The 3,751-nt window shown below is 40.0% G+C and carries 3 protein-coding genes and 1 pseudogene; 3 read left to right on the forward strand and 1 reads right to left on the reverse strand.

From position 1 onward, the window contains the following. Positions 1-177 precede the first annotated feature (177 nt). Positions 178-1,164: a GntR family transcriptional regulator gene (locus tag CUN59_RS10260; protein WP_104387759.1), complete on the reverse strand. Its 987-nt coding sequence runs from the start codon at positions 1,162-1,164 to the stop codon at positions 178-180. Between the two features lie 307 nt (positions 1,165-1,471). Here CUN59_RS10260 and CUN59_RS10265 point away from each other — a divergent pair, with 307 nt between their 5' ends. From CUN59_RS10265 to CUN59_RS10275, 3 genes and pseudogenes are all read left to right on the forward strand, one after another. Next, positions 1,472-2,215 carry a dienelactone hydrolase family protein gene (locus CUN59_RS10265; RefSeq protein ID WP_104387754.1) on the forward strand — a complete coding sequence of 248 codons (744 nt, stop codon included), beginning with the start codon at positions 1,472-1,474 and terminating at the stop codon, positions 2,213-2,215. An 84-nt stretch (positions 2,216-2,299) separates the two neighbouring features. Then, a complete protein-coding gene (locus CUN59_RS10270) occupies positions 2,300-3,202 on the forward strand; it encodes a S1 RNA-binding domain-containing protein (RefSeq protein ID WP_104387755.1) in 903 nt (300 codons plus the stop codon). Between the two features lie 145 nt (positions 3,203-3,347). Then, positions 3,348-3,641: pseudogene (locus tag CUN59_RS10275) on the forward strand (FdhF/YdeP family oxidoreductase); the annotation flags it as partial. Positions 3,642-3,751 lie beyond the last annotated feature (110 nt).

Consider the following 3,751-nt stretch of genomic DNA (forward strand, 5'->3'; position numbering starts at 1 on the left):
GTAATAATTGTAGCTTGCTTCCCGAAGGGTACACAGATAAACGCAGATAATTTTGTACTTTATTAGACTGGGAAACGCTATATATTATGGACAGAATAAATTAAAAAAGTCGGGGATATTGGTATAAAGGATTGCTATAGCTGAATACTTACAAATCCAAAATCTCCAGTTTTTCCGTCAAATTAAACCTAATTCTCGCTTGAGCAAATTAATTGACAGTGTACCAATGTAGTTTTCACAGCGAATGAGTTTAGGGGGACGAATTAGGTCTTCTAAGGCTGTTTGGATAGCTGCTTGGGCAGTTAAGTAGCTGATTTGATCAGTACAAAATATAAGTTCTGATCGTTTGACAATCGCGTGTAGTTTATAAGCATCCTTGGGTTGGGAAGTCATCACTAATATTTCATCGCCTCGTAAACCGTGCAGAATGACTTCTGTGGCTCTGAGAATACCGGGACTGAGGCTAACTATGCCTATACAACTAGATTTAGCTAGGCTTTTAACTACATTAAGTTCTTTGCCATAATCGTGAATATCTAGAGGAATGACACGGACTGCTTTGGGGGCAGCGATCGCCTCTACTTCACCGATAAAATAACGACTGGTGACTACTGTAGCTGAAGTCGTTTGATCTAGAACCGCGATCAATTCTTCCATGGCTACTAGCTGGACGGGAATTTGTAGAGATTCTTCTAATTCACCCACCATTAATTTGCCAGCACCAATATCTTGAGATGGTGTGACGACTAATACTCTGGCACTGCAGCGCAAACGCCAGTCTACTTCAGCTAAAAATAGTTCTCGCGCTTGATTGAGGGAACAACCTTGACCTAATAAGTCATCTAGTGCTTGTTGGACTACTTTATGGGCTTCAGGATGTTGTTTGAGAATGGGAGACTGTGATTTACTGCCTCCCTCATGACCTTGGGTGCGAACATAGATTCCTGAACCTGTCAGACTTTCAACAAATCCTTCTTCCTCCAACTGACGGTAAACTTTGCTGATAGTATTGCGATGTAATCCTGTTTGCATTGCTAAAGCCCTGGTGCTGGGTAGTTTATATGCAGGTGGATATTGCCCGGAGGCGATCGCAAATCGGATTTGATTAAACAGTTGGTTAGATGCGGGAATTTCACTATCTGGCTGAATACGGAATTGAATCATTACTAATTCTGCTCCATAAGACTTATACAAATCGCTATAAGCTACCTGTTAAATATATTTGTTAAATATATTATTGATGGGTTAACTTGCTCAAAAAATATTACCAAAGAAGAATACGCCTAGTAGGGGCGAAGCATTCGGAAAATAGCCTTAGGCGAAAATTGACCATTGATCGTCCGAATGCTTCGCCCGTGCAGAAGTTCAGAAGTTCAGGAGTATGGCCAACGCCACGCCGCGCTATCAGAATGAAGAATGAAATTATTGCCCTCTTGCCTCTTCCCTGTTCCCTTAACTAATAACTTTAATTATGACAGAACACGCAATACAGACTAAAAAAATTCAAATTCCTGAAAATAATTTGCAAATTGATGGTTATTTAGCTCAACCAACAGCAGTCGGTGTTTACCCAGGAATAGTCGTTTTACAGGAGATTTTTGGGGTTAATGCTCATATTCGGGATGTGACAGAACGGATTGCTAAACTGGGATATGTAGCGATCGCTCCGGCACTGTTTCAACGTCAAGCACCGGGATTTGAAACCGGTTATACCCCCCATGATGTGGAACTAGGCAGAAAATACGCCTGGTCACAAAGCACAGCTTCTCAGCTTTTGAGTGATATTCAAGCAGCTATTAACTACCTCAAAACCTTCCCCCAAGTCAAAAAAGATAGTTTTGGTTGTATTGGCTTTTGTTTTGGCGGTCACGTCGCCTACTTAGCCGCCACCCTCTCTGATATTAAAGCCACCGCCGCCTTTTACGGTGCCGGAATTACTACTCGTACTCCCGGTGGTGGAAAGCCCACTATTAGCCGCACAAAGGAGATTAAAGGCACTATCTACACCTTTTTTGGTAACGAAGATGGGAGTATTCCTCCAGAACAGGTAGACGAAATTGCCGCCGAATTTGCAAAATATAATATTTCTCATCGTGTCTTTCGTTACGATGGATCTGAACACGGATTTTTCTGTGACCGTCGTGCCAGTTATAATCCTAAAGCTGCGGCGGATGCTTGGCAACAAGTCCAACAACTTTTTAGCCAACTACTCTGATCATCTAGCCAATCCTTACTCAGTAGTTAGTGAAAAACAACTGACCACTGACAACTAACAAATAACAATTTATCTTCTAAAGTCATGAATTCCGAATCAAAACTTTCTCAAATAGCCAATTCGTCTTTTTCAATGGACGATTTTGCTAAAGCACTGGAAAAACACGATTACCAATTTCAAAAAGGGCAAGTTGTAAGCGGCAAAGTGTTTCAAATTGACCATAATGGCGCTTATGTTGATATTGGTGGCAAATCGTCTGCATTTCTTCCCCACGATGAGGCTTCTTTGAGAACAGTAACTGATTTATCGGAAGTATTACCGATGAATGAGGAACTAGAGTTTTTAATTATTCGGGATCAGGATGCAGAAGGTCAAGTTACCATTTCGCGCAAGCAATTGGAAGTTAAGCAAATTTGGGAAAAAGTGTTAGAAATGCAGGAGAATTCCCAAACTGTACAAGTGCGGGTAACTGGTATCAATAAAGGAGGCGTTACTGTTGATCTGCTGGGGTTACGGGGTTTTATTCCGCGATCTCATCTAGTCGAACGTGATCACCTAGAAGCACTCAAAGGACAAACTCTCACCACAGGCTTTTTAGAAGTTAATCTTGAAACGAAAAAACTTGTTCTTTCCCAGCGTTTAGCCACTCGTTCTAGCAGTTTCAGTTTATTAGAACTAGGTCAATTAGTAGAAGGAAAAATTACCGGCATCAAACCTTTTGGTGTATTTGTAGATTTGAATGGTGTCAGCGCCTTATTACACATCAAACAAGTTAGCCAAAAATTCATTGATTCTTTGGATAAAGTCTTTCAGATTGGTCAACCAATTAAAGCTGTAATTATTGATTTAGACGAAGGTAAAGGTAGAGTTGCTATTTCGACAAGAGCTTTAGAAAACTTCCCAGGAGAAGTTGTAGAAAACTTTGCTGAAGTCATGGCTTCAGCAGAAGCTCGCGCTAATCGTGCAGCTAATAAAACGGCTGAATAATTGACCCAAATCCCCGACTTCTTAGATCAACTTATAATTTATTGACAAAATAAACAAGAAGTCGGGGATCTCAATTCTATTTAGATCAGATAAAATAGTGAATATAATTATAGTGAAATTACCATGAGTCAAGTAAGTAAAAAATATGGATAATATACCCCAAAATCAGTCTAACTCAGAAGCCGGGGGCGGTTTATCTGTAATTCAATATTGGGTAGAAAAAACCCTCTCACCCCAAGGTTTAAAATTATGGCAAACTCTTAATCATAAAAGCGCTTGTTTATCCTGTGCTTGGGGTACGGGGGGACAAAAAGGAGGCTTTGTCAATGAAGCGGGAGAATATTTACAACGCTGTGCTAAAAGTGTAGAGGCTATCTCCGCGGAATTGCAACCAGGAATTAAACAAGATTTTTTTCAAAAATATAATATTAGCGAATTGTCAGGACAACTAATAATGCTAGAGAAAAGTTAAAAATCTCTTTAATAATCCCGTATTAGTCTTGATTGCATTAGCATAACTTCAGATGATATTTAACTATTCGCCGTAAG

Source organism: Cuspidothrix issatschenkoi CHARLIE-1 (assembly GCF_002934005.1).
Classification (GTDB): Bacteria; Cyanobacteriota; Cyanobacteriia; order Cyanobacteriales; family Nostocaceae; genus Cuspidothrix; species Cuspidothrix issatschenkoi.